1 pseudogene is annotated in these 257 nt (G+C 33.1%); it reads right to left on the bottom strand.

The features are described 5' to 3' along the window. A pseudogene (locus tag SB660_RS21890) lies at window positions 1-257 on the bottom strand (polyprenyl synthetase family protein); the annotation flags it as partial.

Below are 257 nucleotides of genomic sequence, written 5' to 3'. Positions count from 1 at the left end.
CGGGTTTTCATACCATTGTAAGATTTCTTCAGAAGCTTTATTGAATCTCTTTTTTAAGTATAAATAAGCAAGTGTATTTTTGCGTTGAACAAAATCATTATTTAAGTAAAACAAACCTTGATAATCATTATCAATCTGGGATATTATACCGAGTTCATATGAATATGATTGAACGATTGGGTTTAACTTTCCTGTCGCCAGCATCGCTCCCATAACGCAAGGCATTGCAGTTAAAGAGCCCGATTTATTCTTAATCA

Origin of the sequence: Bacillus sp. SIMBA_005, assembly GCF_046535585.1 — a bacterium.
Taxonomy (GTDB): domain Bacteria; phylum Bacillota; class Bacilli; order Bacillales; family Bacillaceae; genus Bacillus; species Bacillus pumilus.
This window is presented reverse-complemented; position numbering and strand designations above follow the sequence as displayed.